Origin of the sequence: Pseudoalteromonas sp. NZS11, from assembly GCF_015864765.1 — a bacterium.
Lineage (GTDB): Bacteria > Pseudomonadota > Gammaproteobacteria > Enterobacterales > Alteromonadaceae > Pseudoalteromonas > Pseudoalteromonas arctica.
Genome location: NZ_JADYWP010000006.1, coordinates 53767 through 70772, shown reverse-complemented (window position 1 = coordinate 70772; position 17006 = coordinate 53767). Strand labels below are relative to the sequence as shown.

The 17006-nt window shown below is 38.9% G+C and carries 8 protein-coding genes; 3 read left to right on the top strand and 5 right to left on the bottom strand.

The features are described from left to right. Positions 1-59 precede the first annotated feature (59 nt). A complete protein-coding gene (locus I6E82_RS13735) occupies positions 60-5984 on the top strand; it encodes an alpha-2-macroglobulin family protein (RefSeq protein WP_197118111.1) in 5925 nt (1974 codons plus the stop codon). Continuing rightward, the gene (pbpC, locus tag I6E82_RS13730; protein ID WP_197118110.1) at positions 5965-8346 is read left to right on the top strand and encodes a penicillin-binding protein 1C; all 2382 of its coding nucleotides are present in this window, start codon (positions 5965-5967) and stop codon (positions 8344-8346) included. Before I6E82_RS13735 ends, pbpC begins: the two co-directional genes overlap by 20 nt. Positions 8347-8425: 79 nt before the next feature. On the opposite strand, the gene yfaE is transcribed toward pbpC, so the two are convergent. The 5 genes from yfaE to ubiG all read right to left on the bottom strand — a co-directional run bounded on the left by yfaE (position 8426) and on the right by ubiG (position 13975). Then, a complete protein-coding gene (gene yfaE, locus I6E82_RS13725) occupies positions 8426-8698 on the bottom strand; it encodes a class I ribonucleotide reductase maintenance protein YfaE (RefSeq protein ID WP_165721553.1) in 273 nt (90 codons plus the stop codon). Next, entirely contained in the window at positions 8698-9828 is a 1131-nt protein-coding gene (nrdB, locus tag I6E82_RS13720) for a class Ia ribonucleoside-diphosphate reductase subunit beta (RefSeq protein ID WP_007583038.1), read from the bottom strand. The genes yfaE and nrdB overlap by 1 nt, the downstream gene beginning before the upstream one ends. A gap of 65 nt (positions 9829-9893) precedes the next feature. Continuing rightward, positions 9894-12176 carry a class 1a ribonucleoside-diphosphate reductase subunit alpha gene (gene nrdA / locus I6E82_RS13715; protein WP_010552863.1) on the bottom strand — a complete coding sequence of 761 codons (2283 nt, stop codon included), beginning with the start codon at positions 12174-12176 and terminating at the stop codon, positions 9894-9896. A 408-nt stretch (positions 12177-12584) separates the two neighbouring features. Then, positions 12585-13265, bottom strand: coding sequence for an HAD family hydrolase (locus I6E82_RS13710; protein WP_165721554.1), 681 nt, complete (start codon positions 13263-13265; stop codon positions 12585-12587). Further along, positions 13265-13975, bottom strand: a complete 711-nt coding sequence (gene ubiG, locus I6E82_RS13705) for a bifunctional 2-polyprenyl-6-hydroxyphenol methylase/3-demethylubiquinol 3-O-methyltransferase UbiG (protein ID WP_008171708.1) — start codon at positions 13973-13975, stop codon at positions 13265-13267. The genes I6E82_RS13710 and ubiG overlap by 1 nt, the downstream gene beginning before the upstream one ends. 176 nt (positions 13976-14151) lie before the next feature. Here ubiG and gyrA point away from each other — a divergent pair, with 176 nt between their 5' ends. After that, positions 14152-16851 (top strand): DNA topoisomerase (ATP-hydrolyzing) subunit A, encoded by a 2700-nt coding sequence (gyrA, locus tag I6E82_RS13700; protein WP_007583046.1) that lies wholly within the window; start codon positions 14152-14154, stop codon positions 16849-16851. Positions 16852-17006 lie beyond the last annotated feature (155 nt).

Here is a 17006-nt window from a genome sequence, read left to right as displayed (position 1 = left end):
TATAAGTATGAGTTCTCTCATTTATTGATATTGCAGTATAAAGAAAAAGGATTTTGAACGTGAATACAAAAACCGATTCAAAAGAGGCTAACCCAAAAGAGGTTAATCTTAAACAAAGTAAACTCGCTCACAAAATAGCTAGTTTATTTATGAGTATTGCTTTTTCAGCCATAGGAACGGGTTTGTTTAGTTTGGTTGCAAGCTTACTTGGCAACGTAAATGTAACCGAAAAAACAGTTGGCAGTGTGTGGGTTTTACTGACCACATTTTTTGTTATTTTAAATGTATTTGGTGTCATTATTTGGCATAAACCGAAATGGTTAATTACTGCTATAAATAATGTGCTTAGGTTTGCTAAAGAGCGCAAAACAGCATTTTTTAGCGCCGTGCTAATGTTGATATTAATTATAGCAGGCTATTGTTTTTTTCTTTCCTTACCACAGCCAATTAGTTACAAAGCAACTCACTCTACACCTGCTGTTACCACTTTATCTGATGTTTTAAACCCTGAACCGCTTTATATTGATTTTACTCCCGTTTTAGATGATGTAGAAAACACGGATGTAGTGCCTTACTCTGTCGCAAAGCTTGCGCTTGTTGGCAAAGTGATTCCCACAGGTATAAAAGTCACGCCTGAGCTAATTGGACAGTGGTCTTGGAATAGTGAAAGCCAGCTTAAATTTATCCCAAAACAAGATTGGTCAGCAGGGCAAGAATATAAGGTACGTTTTGATTCATCTATTTTTAAAAGTGATATACATCTAAGCGATAATGAGCATGTATTTAAAACTCCCGATTTTGAACTAACGCTTAGCTCACTCGCTTTTTATCAAGATCCTAACGTTAAAAAAAGTCACAAGGTGATTGCAACATTAAAAGCGACTCACCCAACAGATATAAGCACCATAAAAAATAATTTAAAGCTGACTCAATCGCTTGAGCAAGATGGCAAAAACGAACTAGCACAATACAAATTTGATGTTACTTACGACAAGCATCAACGAGAGATTTACATTACTTCAGAGCAAATACGTATTCAAGATACCGAAAGCTATCTGTATTTTGTTCTTAATAGCGGTGTAAAGCCGGTTATGGGTCCTTCTCAAACAACAGTAGAGATTAAAGACGCCGTGTTGATCCCAAGTGTAAATAGCTTTTTTAGAGTAAATACTGCCAATGTGTTGATGGTAAAAAATACGCAAGGGGAGCCCGAACAAACACTTGTTTTAGACTTCACAGATGATATTTCATCGCAAGATGTGGTTAGTAAAACAGTTGCTTACGTATTACCGACTAAAGATTCAAAAGGTAATTATAAGTACTTCGGTAGTCCACGAGAGGTTACTGATGCAGTGCTTAAGCAATCTCAAAAAGTTAAGTTAAATGCGATTCCTACCGCGCAAGATACCGCTAAGTTACACAGTTTTACGTTTGACGCCCCTCAAAACCAGCAAGTTTATATCGCGATTGATAAGGGATTAAAGTCGACGGGTGAGTTTAGGATGGTGAATAAATACGACACTATTTTAGATACGCCGGCTTATCCGACACAAGTAAATATTATGTCTAAAGGGTCTATATTATCAAAAAATGGCGATCATAAATTGTCATTTTTGACCCGCGGTGTAAACGCACTTCAAGTTAAAGTAGGTAGGGTAGAAGCCAATCAAATTAACCACCTTATAAGTCAAACCAGTGGTGATATTTCTAATCCAGAATTTAATAATTATTACTTTACAGAAGAAAACATAAGTTCAATTTTTACCAGACAAGTTAATTTAAAATCGGAGCACCCTAAAAAAGCGGTCTATTCATCTATTGATTTGAGTAGTAAGTATAATGAGTCAGTTGGTTTAGGCTTATTTTTTATAAATGCTCAAGCGTTAAATACAGAAGATAATTACGTATATGGCCCCCAAGAAAAACGACTTATCCTTATTACTGATTTAGGTATTTTGGTAAAAAATAATGCAGATGGATCTCGCGATATATTTGTCCAATCTATTGAAACAGGAAAACCGTTAGCAAAAGCGAAGGTGTCGTTATTGGGTAAAAACGGATTAGTTATTTTAAATGCTAAAACAGATTCTGAGGGGCACGCATTTTTCGACAACACAACGTGGTTTACTGATGATCAAACTCCCGTTGCTTTTGTAGTCGAAACTAAAAGTGACATGTCTTTTATTCCTTATAATCGCTATGCTCGAATGGTTAACTACTCTCGGTTTGATACCGGCGGTGTAAGTTCTGGGCTCAGTGGTAGTAATAAAATAGATGCGTTTGTTTTTTCTGACCGTGGAATTTATCGACCAGGCGATAGTGTTAAACTTGCCACGATTGTGAAGCAACAAAACTTTGCAAAACTGGGCGATATACCGCTTGAACTTATAATTACCGATCCTAAAGGGACAACTGTTTATAATAAACGAGTGAGCTTAGATAAGTATGGATTGCTTGATTTTGACTTTAAAACACAAAATAGCGCCAATACCGGAACGTATTATGTATCGGTCCAACTTATTAAAAATAATAATAGCCGCGACCAATTAGGCAGTACTCAGTTTAAAGTTGAAGAGTTTGTACCCGATAGATTGAAAATTAGTAGTCAATTTTCTCAATCATCTGCAAAGGGGTGGGTAAACAGCTCAAAATTTAAAGCATTGGTGAGCCTTCAAAACTTATTTGGTACACCTGCTCAAAATAGACGTGTTACTGCTGATTTACATTTATCTCCAGCTGGTTTTTACTTTAATGAATACAAAGATTATGTGTTTTCTGATCCCCACAGTGAAGGAAAAAATATTAGACACAGTTATGAATCATTAACCGAAACCAAAACTGATGAACAAGGCAAGGCAGAATTTGATATTGACTTAACTCGCTATGAGGCAGGTACTTATCAGTTAAATTTTGCAGTACAAGGGTATGAAGAAGGCGGTGGTAAAAGTGTTCGTGCAAGCAGCTCGGTGCTTGTTTCACCCGTTGAGCAGTTAGTTGGTTATAAAGCCGATGGCGATTTAAGCTACATATCAAAAGAGTCAAAACGTGTTGTAAAATTTATTAATATTAATTCAGAAACTGAGCAAGTAGCTCGTGATGATTTATCGCTAAATTTAATAGAACAACAATATGTATCTACGTTGGTGCAACAAAATAACGGCACTTATAAGTACCAATCGGTTAGAAAAAACAAACAGATATCAAGCAACCCGTTTTACATTAAACAAGATGGCGCAAACTACGAATTACCCACTGCTGAACCAGGTGATTACTTAATAGAACTCGTTGATGGCAAAGGGAATACCGTCAGTAGGGTATCGTTTACGATAACCGGCACGGGTAACTTAGCGGGTAAGCTTGAAAAAAATGCTGAACTGCAAGTTCAATTAAATAAACCGGATTACAAACCTGGCGAAACAATCGAAATAAGTATTGTAGCGCCTTATGTTGGCTCGGGTTTAATTACAATTGAAACCAATAAAGTACACGCTTTTAAATGGTTTGAGAGTAAAACAACAAGTAGCATACAAACAATAACGTTACCTCAAGGGATAGAAGGCAATGCGTATGTTAATGTTTCATTTGTTCGAAGCCTCGAATCGAAAGAAATATTTACAAGCCCATTAAGCTACGCAGTTAAACCATTTGCGATTGATCGTAGTAAACGCGCAATAGATTTTGACGTAAACATACCTGATAAAGTAAAACCAGGTGACGATTTAGTCATTTCATATAGTGCCAAATCACCTTCACGTGTTCTGTTATTTGCTGTAGATGAAGGTATTTTACAAGTGGCGAATTATCGGACGCCAAAGCCGTTAAATCACTTCTTACAAAAACGTGCTTTAGAAGTTAGTACTATGCAAATTGTTGATCTTATTTTACCTGAATTTAAACTAGTGCAAGAGCTTGCAGCTGCGGGTGGTGGTTATGCTGACTCAATGGCAATGAACCGCAAGAGCAAGCAACTTAACCCGTTTTCTCGTAAGGTACAAAAACCAGTCGCATTTTGGTCTGGTATTTTATCGGCTGATGCTAAAACGAAAAAACATACGTTTACTATCCCAGATACTTTTGCAGGTCAGGTACGTGTAATTGCTATTGCCGTAAATGACGAGGGTGTTGGTGTTAAAGAAAGTACAACACTTGTGAAAGGGCCCTTTGTATTAACTCCTAATGTATTAACGACAGCAGCACCAGGCGATGAGTTTAATATTGTACTTGGTATTGCTAATGGCGTTGAGGATTCAGGTAAACAACTGCCAATTACGGTAGAAGCGCTTACTTCAAGCAACATTGAAATAATAAGCGATAAAAAATTAACGCTAAATATTGATGAAAAATCAGAAGACACATTAACGTTTAGAGTGAAAGTGCTTGATAAGCTTGGCGCTGCATCAATTACATTTACTGCGTTATCGGGTGATAATGTTAGCCAACGCACGGCAACGTTAAGTGTGCGCCCTGCGGTTGCATTTGTTAGTAGCTTTGAAAGTGGCTTTAGTGAATCAGGTAAAAAAGAAATAGCGGTTTCGAGACAGCTATATCCTAACTTATCACAAAATAATATTACCGCTTCACAAAGCCCGTTAGCGCTTGTTGATGGTCTTATTAATTATTTAGATAACTTTCCTCATATGTGTACCGAGCAAGTAGTGAGTAGTGTGTTTCCGGTGCTGAGTTATTTAGAACACCCAAGTTATATGGGCGATGTATCTTATAAACATGAGCGTATAAACAACTTAATAGATACCCTTCGTCAACGTCAGTTACCTGATGGCAGATTTATGTTATGGCCGGGTAATTCTAGTGCATCTATTTATTCTTCTCTTTATGTTATGCATTTTTTATTAGATGCAAAAGAAGCGGGCGTAGCAATACCTTATGATATGTGGAGCAGTGGTTTTGAAGGTGTGCGCAGTATAGCGAGCGGATCTTTAGAGACGAATGACAGAAACCGCGCTTATGCCATTTATTTGCTAACACGACAAGGTGAGGTAACAACTAATTACTTATCTGATTTAGAAAAAAGTGTAAATGCGAGTAATAGCAAAGTATGGCAACAAGATATAACGTCCGCGTTTATGGGCGCAACTTATCAGCTATTACGTGCAAACGACAAAGCGCAAGCACTGATCAATAGCTATAAAATTGGGCAAGATACCCAACACGATAATTGGGGCGCTTACGACTCACGTTTAGCTCACGACGGACAGTATATTTATTTGTTATCAAAACATTTTCCTGCTCGCTTAAAGCAGTTAACTAAAGATGATTTGTTTAATGTCGTTGACCCTATTTTTAAAGGAGACTACAACACGTTGTCGTCTGCTTGGTCTGTACTTGCTATGACGGCATACTCAAAAGTTGCGTTATCACAAGCCCAGCCTGAAGATGTAAAAATAATGGCAACAACGACAATGGCAGAAAAAAAGGCATTAGACGTAACCTATACACCTTATCCTAAAGCCTCGTTTTTAAATGACGTTAAAACGCTTGATGTATTAGCGCCACCTCGCTCATTTTACATGATGAGCCAAGCTGGTTTTGATACAAACGTGCCACAAAAGTCATTAAGTAATGGTTTAGAAGTTGTCAGAGAATACCAAGACGATAAAGGTAATGTGATAACCACCGCTGTTCAAGGTCAAGAACTAAACGTTGTATTACGAGTGCGTAGTACAACGGGTAAAAATATTTCGGATGTTGCTGTTATTGATTTACTACCTGGTGGGTTTGAAGTACTCAGAGACAGCGTTCGCAATAGTTATAATCGCTGGACCTCTGATTATAAAGATATACGAGAGGATCGCGTTATATTATATGGCAGCTTTGGCGATAGCATGACTGAGCTTACTTACAAGATTAAGGCTACTGCATCTGGCAGCTTTGTAGTGCCATCGGCTTATGCTGAATCTATGTATGATTTAAGTATTAAAGCGCACTCAAAATCGGGTCGTTTTGATGTTACCGCCGCTAAATAAAAAGTTTAGTTTTATAATAAAAACGGCTTTTTTTACAACAGCACTGCTTGCAGTGCTGTTGTATTTGTTTACTCCAAAGCCTGATATTACCCAGCCCAATGCTTACTCAACGGCTTTTTACGATAGCAGTGATAAATTACTTCGTTTAAATTTAGCCGCAGACGATAGATATAGATTATGGACGCCAATAGATAAAATCCCTTTGAGCATTCAACAAGCTACTTTACTGTATGAAGACCAAGACTTTTATGAGCATATTGGTGTCGATTTTATTGCTTTAATAAATGCGTTTTATACTAGCTATATTAAAAGAAGTCACCGAGTCGGTGCGTCAACAATAACAATGCAAGTAGCCCGGTTGCACTTTGGGATGAACACGCATGTTATTTTTGGAAAAGTAGAACAAATACTTCGAGCGTTACAAATTGAGCGACACTACAGTAAAAATCAAATACTCGAGGCGTATTTTAACTTAGCGCCTTATGGATCAAATATTGAAGGTGTTGGTGCAGCCAGTTTAATTTATTTTAAGAAACCAGCTATTGATCTTAATTTACCTGAGTCATTATTACTTAGCTTAATCCCGCAAAACCCAACCAAACGAAATCCCATTAAAAAATCGGCTAAACTCGTATTGCTAGAAACAAGAAAAAAACTGTTTACTCGTTGGCTTGAAAAGTACCCAGACGATAAACACTGGCTAGCAGCTATGCAATTACCGATAAAGGTATATGCCTCTTCAGACTTGCCTTTTGAAGCCCCACATTTTATTGATAATTTACAAAGCGAGTACCCGCACCTAAAGCATGGAGAATATAAAACGTCGATAGACCTTAATTTACAAAACTTACTTCAGCGCCATGCAAGAAATTACATTAATCGCAGGCATAGAGACGGGCTCAGTAATACGTCTGCTATTTTACTAAATTATAAAACTATGGAAGTAGTTGCTGAATTAGGCTCTGTGGATTTTTTTAATAATGACATTAGCGGTCAAGTAAATGGTGTAAGAGCTAAACGTTCACCAGGTTCAACCCTTAAACCATTTATTTATGCGCTTGCTATAGAGGAAGGGTTAATTCATCCATTAACGCTTGTAAAAGATGCCCCCAAACGCTTTGGAGGATATACACCAGAGAATTACGATCAGCAGTTTTTAGGGCCTATATCGGCTACTGAATCGCTAGTGCTGAGCCGTAATGTGCCTGCTGTTAATTTGATGTATCGCTTACAAAAAGTTGGGCTATACGATTTACTCGTTGCAGCCGATGTTAAAAAGCTTCAGCCCAAAGAGTTTTATGGTTTAGCGCTTGCGCTGGGCGGCAGTGAAGTAACGATGCTAGAGCTCGTTAAGTTATACGCTATGTTAGCTAATTTAGGGGTGTATAAGGATGAAGTTATATTAAAAAAAGACGCCACTGTTATTAACGAAAACAACCCAAATAATCAAAACAATCATATCAAGCAACTCATCAGCCCAGAGGCAGCCTACCTGACTTTACAAATGCTAAGTAAAAATAGTGCAGTTGATGAAATTTCATTTCAAAAAGAAAGAAGACAATCATATCCTGTATATTGGAAAACAGGTACTTCATTTGCTTTTCGCGATGCATGGTCAGTAGGTATTGTAGGTCCGTATGTTTTAGCTACATGGGTGGGTAATTTCTCAGGAGAAGGGCACCCATCTTTTATTGGGCGACAAGCAGCCGCGCCTTTATTTTTTGAAATAATACGTTCATTAGATAGTTATGGCTTAATCAAAGGCAATATAAAACCAGGTGGTTTAAATATTACAGAAGTAGATATTTGTTCAACAACAGGTGATTTACCTAATGTGCATTGCCCTAAAACAGAAAAAGGGCTTTTTATTCCAGGTAAGTCGCCAATTAAAGTGTCCGATGTACATCGTGAAATTTATATTGATAAAGTATCGGGATTACGTGCTTGTCAGTATGTTGAATCTACAACTACAAAGGCAGTTTATGAATTTTGGCCATCTGACTTAGTCAGATTATTTAAACAAGCAGGCATTGTTAAACGCCAGCCTCCACCTTATTTAGATTCATGCTTAATTAATGACACGAGTACACGAGGCTCAGCACCGAGTATTACATCCCCGAGTAATTTAATTAGCTACACGATAAGAGCCAGTAAATTGAAAAAAGAAGGCCTGCCTTTTAGCGCAATCACAGATACAGATTCACGTATTTTATATTGGTTTGTAGATAACAGCTTTGTTGGTAAAGTAGAGCGAGATACGCCTTTTTTCTGGCACCCGCAAGTAGGCGAATTTGACGTAAGAGTGGTTGATAATTTAGGGCGTAGCGCATCAGTTTCAATGCGTGTAAAGCTCGTTCAGTGATACGTAAATAAGCTAAAGAGCTAGTTATCGGGTATTAAACAATTAGATTGGCGTTTATAAACTGTATTTAGCGTTTAGACTACTTTAAATTAATACTTACATTGCCATTGGGTTTACAGCAGCACAGGAGTATTTCGCCTTCGCGCACAAATGCAAGGGGCTCTTCGTTATATTCAACACTACCTGACACTAACGTTGCTCTACAAGCGCCGCAGTAACCTTCACGGCATTGGAATGCGACGTCTATTTTCATGGATTCTAAGCAGTGTAAAAGAGAAGGGCAGCCAGCGGTAAACTCTATACACTGGCTGTTTTCTGCAAGTGTTACACTTGCAGTAGACTTGTCACTCATTATAAATCAAAATCACCAAATTCTGATGCATCAACTTGCGAGTCTATTTGACCAACAAGGTATGAGCTTATTTCTGCTTCTTGTGGTGCTACTTGCACGTTATCAGACACTAACCACGAGTTTATCCATGGGATAGGGTTACTGTTATTTTCAAACTGTGCTGGCAAACCAATCGCCGTCATACGCGCATTGGTAATGTATTCAACGTACTGACATAAAATATGCTTATTTAAGCCAATCATCGAACCATCTTTAAATAAGTATTCGGCCCACTCTTTTTCTTGCTCTGCTGCGTCAACAAACATTTTAATAGCTTCATCGCGGCACTGGGCAGCAACAATCGCCATTTCTGGGTCGTCTTTACCGTCTTGCATAATGTTTAAAATATGCTGAGTACCCGAAAGGTGAAGTGCTTCATCACGTGCAATTAGCTTGATGATTTTAGCGTTACCTTCCATTAGCTCGCGCTCAGCAAACGCAAACGAACATGCAAAGCTTACGTAAAAGCGAATCGCTTCAAGAATATTTACCGACATCATTGCAAGGTAAAGTTTCTTTTTAAGCTCAAACAAATTCACGATAACAGTTTTACCATTAATCTCGTGTTTGCCTTCACCGTATAAGTTGTAAAGCGAAACAGAGTTAATTAAGTCATCGTAGTATTTAGTTACGGCATCAGCACGTTCGCTAATTTTATCGTTGCTAACTATGTCATCAAAAATAAGCTCAGGTGCTTGTGTTACATTACGGATAATATGCGTGTATGAGCGGCTGTGAATCGTTTCACTAAACGCCCATGTTTCGATCCATGTTTCAAGCTCTGGTAGCGATACAATTGGAAGTAGGGCAACGTTTGGCGAACGACCTTGCACACTATCAAGTAGAGTTTGGTATTTGAGGTTACTTAAAAATATATGCTTTTCGTGATCGGGTAACGCTTGAAAGTCTAAACGGTCTTTACTTACATCTACTTCCTCAGGACGCCAAAAGAAAGACAGTTGCTTCTCGATTAATTTTTCAAAAATAGGGTATTTTTGTTGGTCGTAACGAGATACGTTTACAGTTTGGCCAAAAAACATTGGCTCTTGCATTTGGTTATTATGGTTTCGGCTAAAAGTAGTATAAGACATGTTTATCACTCAAAAAACTATCAGAAAAAGCGGGCTAAATGCCCGCTTAAAATAAAAATCAGCAGTTATATTTTACACGCGCCGCCTTCACAATCATCATCTTCCACTTCTGGAGTATCTTCTTGCATATCTGAGGCACCATCACGAGTATTGTGGTAGTACAAGGTTTTAACACCTAGTTTGTACGCGCTTAGTAAGTCTTTTAATAAGACTTGCATAGGTACTTTACCGCCTTCGAACTTGTTTGGATCATAATTTGTATTTGCAGAAATTGTTTGGTCTACAAATTTTTGCATTATACCAACAAGCTGCAAGTAACCATCGTTTGATGGAATGTCCCACAGTAGCTCGTATTGATCTTTTAAACGCTCATACTCAGGAACAACTTGCTTTAAAATACCGTCTTTACTTGCTTTAACGCTAATATGTCCACGTGGTGGTTCAATACCATTTGTTGCATTAGAGATTTGCGACGATGTTTCTGATGGCATTAACGCACTTAGTGTTGAGTTACGCATACCGTGCTCTTTAATATTTGCACGTAGTGTATCCCAATCAAGATGAAGTGGCTCATCACAAATTTTATCTAAATCACGTTTGTACGTATCTGTTGGCATAATGCCTTGTGAATACGTTGTTTCGTTAAACTTAGGACAGGCACCACGCTCTTTAGCAAGCTCGTTTGATGCTTTCATCAAGTAGTATTGAATCGCTTCAAATGTTTTATGAGTCAGTGCATTTGCGCTGCCATCTGAATAACGCTTACCGTTTTTAGCTAGGTAGTATGCGTAGTTAATCACGCCTATACCTAACGTTCGACGACCCATAGTTGCATTTTTAGCAGCCGGTACTGGGTAGTCTTGGAAATCAAGTAAGTTATCAAGGGCGCGTACTGCAAGTTCAGCTAGCTCTTCAAGCTCGTCTAGTGATTCTATTGCACCTAAGTTAAACGCAGACAGTGTACAAAGGGCAATTTCGCCTTCTTCGTCATTTACGTTATTAAGTGGCTTAGTTGGCAATGCAATTTCTAAACATAAGTTAGATTGGCGAATAGGCGCAACTTTAGCAATGAACGGGCTATGTGTATTACAGTGGTCCACATTTTGTAAATAAATACGACCTGTACTTGCACGCTCTTGCGCAAACATAGAGAAAAGCTCAATCGCTTTAATGCGTTTTTTACGAATCGATTCGTCTTGTTCGTATTTTACGTAAAGCGCGTCAAACTCAGCTTGGTCTTCAAAAAATGCATCGTAAAGACCAGGCACATCTGATGGGCTAAATAACGTAATGTAGTCGTCTTTAATTAAACGAGAGTACATTAGTTTATTAAATTGTACGCCGTAATCTAGGTGACGAACGCGGTTGTCGTCCACACCACGGTTATTTTTAAGTACAAGTAGGTTCTCTACTTCTAAATGCCAAAGCGGGTAGAACAATGTTGCAGCGCCGCCACGTACACCACCTTGCGAACAACTTTTAACAGCTGTTTGAAAGTGCTTATAAAAAGGAATACAACCAGTGTGGTACGCTTCGCCGTTACGAATATGGCTACCTAGCGCACGAATTCGACCAGCATTAATACCAATACCTGCGCGTTGTGAAACGTATTTAACAATAGCTGACGACGTTGCATTGATTGAATCAAGGCTATCGCCACATTCAATTAATACACACGAGCTAAACTGGCGAGTAGGTGTACGTACACCCGACATAATTGGCGTTGGTAGAGATATTTTAAATAACGATACTGCGTCGTAAAAGCGCTTAATGTAAGAAACGCGTGTTTCACGTGGGTAGTCAGAGAATAAGCTCGCTGCTACTAAAATATATAAAAACTGTGCACTTTCGTAGATTTCACCCGATACACGGTTTTGAACGAGATACTTACCTTCAAGCTGTTTTACAGCCGCGTAGCTAAAGTTAAGATCGCGAGAATGATCAAGATATGCATCAAGCTCGTCTAATTCTTGCTCTGTGTAATCTACTAATAAGTGAGCATCGTAGCGTTTATCGCCAACCATTTTTGTTACGTGGTCAAATAAACGTGGTGGCTCAAATTGACCGTACGCTTTTTTACGTAAATGGAATACAGCTAAACGTGCAGCTAAGTATTGATAATCAGGCGATTCTTTTGAAATCTGATCCGCTGCTGCTTTAATGATGGTTTCGTGAATGTCTTTAGTACGAATACCGTCGTAAAACTGAATGTGCGATTTTAATTCAACTTGCGAAACCGAAACGTTGCTTAAACCTTCGGCGGCCCATTCAATGACGCGATGGATCTTATCCAGATCAAGAGGCTCTTTGCGCCCGTCACGTTTGCTTACAGATAACTGTTGGTTCATTTGCCTGTATTCCTTGGGAATTATGTATTTTGACCAATGCTTTATGCCTCGCCGAAGCAAGGTACATACTCATTTATTATAGGTTTCACCGTATTGGCGAATTTAATTGAATAACATTTGGCCACAATATCTGGTGTTGTTCAATTTAGAGATCACAAGATAGTGTGGTCTGAGTTGTTTTGCAAGGGACATAATTGCCCCTGTTTGTGGATAACTTTGGGATAACGCATTTGTGTTAGTAGACACTCACCTTCGAACAATCATTTAAGTTGAAATATGCAAAAATCAACTAATGATCTGCTAAATTTACTCATTTTAAAAATAAATTTTGACTGCTTTTTTTATCAGCAAGCTTTGTGTGAAAACTAACACAATCACAATATATAGTGTTTAATAATTAACATAGCACTATATATGGTTAAAACCATCAATTGGGCTTTGCCAGTTAAAATCAGCATTCCAGCTGTTGGCTTCATCAATACTTGGGATGTAACCCCAAAGTGCCGTTGCGGTATGCATACCTGCCGCTTTGCCTGCTTGTATGTCACGCTGTGCATCACCAATGTATAAACAACGGCTTGGTTCTACCTGCATAAGCTTTGCACAATGTAGCAGTGGTAAAGGTGATGGCTTAGCTTCAGCTAATGTGTCGCCACTTATTACTACACTGGCATTTTTTAATGCGGGAATAGCTGCCACTAAAGGATCGGTTAAAAACCCTGGTTTATTAGTCATGATCCCCCATTTGATCTTTTTCTGATCAAGGGCGATAAGTAACGATTCAACTCCGCTGAAGCAACGTGTGTGATTTGCTATGTTTGTGGCGTACTCGTCAACTAATTGCTTTATAAGCTCGCTTTGGGGTTGTTTAGCCCATAATTCTTTAAAACCAGCCTCTAATAATGCACCTGCGCCGTTAGATGCGGCAGGACGGTATATATCACTACTAACAGGTTCTATTTTATTGCTAATAAGGACTGTGTTTAAAGCGGCACCTAAATCATCAGCGGTGTCGAGTAGGGTGCCGTCTAAATCAAATAAAAATGCATCGTACTCAATAAGGGGTAGGGGGGCTTGAGAGTTAGCCATTAAGCTAACTTCTCAAAATAAAGTATGTAATTTACGCTAACGTCACTATTGAGCGTATATTGCTTTGATAGTGGGTTATAAGAAAGCCCTGTACTTGCACGAACTTTTAAACCGGCTTGCTCTGCCCATGCAATAAGCTGTGCAGGCTTTATAAACTTTTTATGGTCGTGTGTACCTTCAGGCACCATTTTTAAGAGTTTTTCAGCGCCAACAATAGCGTATAAGTATGCTTTAGGTGTTTTGTTCAGGGTTGAAAAAAACACGTCTGCGCCTGGTTTGGCAAGTGCGGCTACGGCATGAATGATAGATGCTGGGTCGGGAACGTGTTCAAGCATTTCCATACACGTTATTACATCAAAGCGCTCAGGGTACTGTGTTGCAAACTCTTCTGCAGGCACTTTTATATAATCTACATTTACGCCAGTTTCTAAACTGTGCAACTTAGCAACAGTTAAAGGTTCTTGGCCCATATCGATGCCAGTTACTTTTGCACCCATACGCGCCATGCTTTGGCTTAAAATACCGCCGCCACAGCCAACGTCGAGTGTTTCTTTATCGAATAGGCCTTGCGTTTTATTTGCTATAAAGTCTAAACGTAACGGGTTAATTTCGTGAAGAGGTTTGAATTCTCCGTCTAGGTCCCACCAACGCTCAGCGATGGCTTCAAATTTTGCTATTTCTGCGTGATCTACATTTTGATGTTCGGTCATAAAATACTTCCTCGTCAATCTGAGGCCATTATATAGGGCTAAATTGATAAATCGCAAAGTTTTGCGCCTGTAAATTAAAATTAATTGTGATAGCATGGCTGTTAGAAATAATAACAATACTCTTAATACCCAATACCGGGTTGTTGAGAGCTGATACTGAAGGAATGTGATATCAAATGACTGATCTCGCCAATGAAATTCTGCCAGTCAATATTGAAGACGAGTTAAAAAACTCCTACTTAGATTACGCAATGAGCGTAATAGTAGGACGTGCATTACCAGACGTACGTGACGGCTTAAAACCTGTTCATCGCCGCGTTTTGTTTGCAATGAACGAGCTTAGTAATGACTGGAACAAGCCTTACAAAAAATCGGCCCGTGTGGTCGGTGACGTAATCGGTAAATACCATCCACACGGCGACAGTGCAGTTTATGACACGATAGTTCGTATGGCTCAGCCATTCTCACTACGTTACATGCTTGTAGATGGCCAAGGTAACTTCGGTTCGGTTGATGGTGATTCAGCAGCGGCAATGCGTTATACAGAAGTACGTATGGCAAAAATGTCGCATGAGTTATTAGCCGATCTTGAAAAAGAAACGGTTGATTTCGTTCCTAACTACGACGGCACTGAGTTCATCCCTGACGTGTTACCTACGAAAGTCCCTAATTTATTAGTGAATGGTTCGTCGGGTATTGCAGTAGGTATGGCTACAAATATACCACCACATAACTTAACTGAAGTTGTGAACGGTTGTTTGGCACTTATTCAAAATCCTGATTTAACTATTTTAGAGTTAATGGATTATATTCCTGGTCCTGATTTCCCAACGGCTGCAATTATCAACGGTAAAAAAGGCATTGAACAAGCCTATTTAACTGGCCGTGGTAAAGTGTACATGCGTGCACGCGCCGACGTCGAAACCGATGAAAAAACAGGCCGTGAAACAATCATCGTTCACGAAATTCCTTATCAAGTTAATAAAGCCCGTTTAATTGAAAAAATTGCAGAGCTTGTTAAAGATAAGAAAATTGAAGGTATTAGTGCACTACGTGATGAATCAGATAAAGACGGTATGCGTATCGTTATTGAAATTAAACGTGGTGACGTAGGCGAAGTTATTTTAAATAACTTGTATTCACAAACTCAGTTACAAACTGTGTTTGGTATGAATATGGTTGCATTAATTAACAACCAACCTAAGTGTTTTAATCTAAAAGAAATGCTTGAAGAGTTTATTATTCACCGCCGTGAAGTAGTAACTCGTCGTACCGTGTTTGATTTACGCAAAGCGCGTGACCGTGCTCATACTCTTGAAGGTTTAGCAATTGCGCTTGCAAACATTGACCCAATTATCGAGCTTATTCGTAAATCCCCAACACCTGCTGAAGCTAAAATTGCTTTAACTGCACGTCCGTGGGAATTAGGTCATGTACAAGGTATGCTTGAAAAAGCAGGCGAAGATAATGTAGCCCGTCCAGATTGGCTTGCTGATGATTTAGGTATTCGCGACGGTCAATACTATATTTCTGAGCAACAAGCTCAAGCAATTCTAGATTTGCGTTTACACAAGCTTACTGGTCTTGAACACGAAAAAATCTTAACTGAATATCAAGCGTTATTAGAGTTAATTGCTGAACTACTTTATATTTTGGCAACACCTGAGCGTTTAATGGAAGTTATTCGTGACGAACTAGTTGAAATTAAAGCGCAGTATGGCGACGAACGTCGTACTGAGATTAATGCAGCGGCTCACGATATCAGCCTTGAAGACTTAATTACTGAAGAAAACGTTGTTGTAACGCTTTCTCACGAAGGGTATGTGAAGTATCAGGCATTGTCTGATTACGAAGCACAACGTCGTGGTGGTAAAGGTAAGTCAGCAACGAAGATGAAAGATGAAGATTTCATTGAACGTCTGTTAGTTGCAAATACACACGATACTATTTTATGTTTCTCTACGGCCGGTCGTTTATATTGGCTTAAAGTGTATCAGTTACCACTAGCAAGTCGTGCAGCGCGCGGTAAGCCAATTGTTAACTTGTTACCACTTGAAGCTGATGAACGTATTACTGCTATATTGCCAGTACGCGAGTACGCAGAAGATAAATATATCTTTATGGCAACTGCATTCGGTACAGTTAAGAAAACACCATTAACGGCTTACAGTCGTCAACGTGCAAGCGGTATCATTGCTGTTAACTTAAATGATGGCGATAGCTTGATTGGTGTTGATATTACCGATGGTAGCAACGAAATTATGTTGTTCACTGATGCAGGTAAAGTTGTACGCTTCAAAGAAGCTGAAGAAACAACAGTTGTTGATGAAAACGGCAACCCAGTATTAGACGAAGAAGGTAACCCTGAGATTCGCTTCAAAGGTGTTCGCCCAATGGGTCGTACTGCTACAGGTGTTCGTGGTATTAAAATGCCAGACGAGCAACGCGTAGTATCGTTAATTGTACCAAAAACTGACGGTGCCATTCTAACGGTAACTGAAAATGGTTACGGTAAGCGTACACAACTTGAAGATTACCCATCTAAGAGCCGTGCAACACAAGGTGTTGTATCAATTAAGGTGAGTGAACGTAACGGTGCTGTTGTTGGTGCTGTGCAAGTTGATGACAACGATGAAATAATGATTATTTCGAATCGTGGTACCTTAGTACGAACTCGCGTTAATGAAGTTTCAACGGTTGGACGTAACACACAAGGTGTTATTTTGATCAGAACTATTGACGGAGAGCAAGTAGTTGGTTTACAACGTATAGAAGAGATTGAAGTTACAGAAAGTGACTTAATTGATATTGAAGACGTTGAAACAGTAGATACGGTTATTGATGAAGTAGCGGATGATAATCCTCCTTCAGAATAATTGATATTGAAAAAGCGGCCTTGGCCGCTTTTTTTAATGTTGTTGAAAAAAAATTAATAGGGTGTGAAATTATACTCATACCAATTCGCTTAATTAAGAGATCTATTTTGAGGGTGGAAAAACGTGTTGATAGCTAGGCAAAAAATTCGCTATTT